This window comes from Mesorhizobium sp. M3A.F.Ca.ET.175.01.1.1 (assembly GCF_004791945.1).
Lineage (GTDB): Bacteria > Pseudomonadota > Alphaproteobacteria > Rhizobiales > Rhizobiaceae > Mesorhizobium.
The window spans coordinates 1-327 of record NZ_SRTP01000233.1 but is presented as its reverse complement, the minus strand read 5'-3'; the positions used below and the strand labels follow the sequence as shown (position 1 = coordinate 327).

Here is a 327-nt window from a genome sequence, read left to right as displayed (position 1 = left end):
GTGAAGGAGAGCACGTCGACATCAGCCGAGATCAGCGAATTGTAGTCCATCACGCTGAGCGAGATGTTGCCGCCGAGAAGCCCGCCGAGCAATGCGTTGAGGATGCCGCCATTGACGCTGGCCAGCCGCGACCCGACCGAGAACGCCGCTTCGGGCTGGGCGCTGGCTGTGGCTGTCGTGCCGATCACCGGCGGCGCCATCATCGAGGCGGCGAAATAGAGCGTGCCCAGCTTCTTCAGCGACACCTGGACGGCGTTGTAGGGTAGCTTGCCTGGCTCGAAGCGGCTGCCGGACGCTATGGAACTGACCGCCGAGATCGGCAGAGCG

1 pseudogene is annotated in these 327 nt (G+C 64.8%); it reads right to left on the bottom strand.

Going from position 1 to position 327, the window contains the following annotated elements:
- Positions 1–327, bottom strand: a pseudogene (locus tag EN818_RS31460) (TadG family pilus assembly protein); the annotation flags it as partial.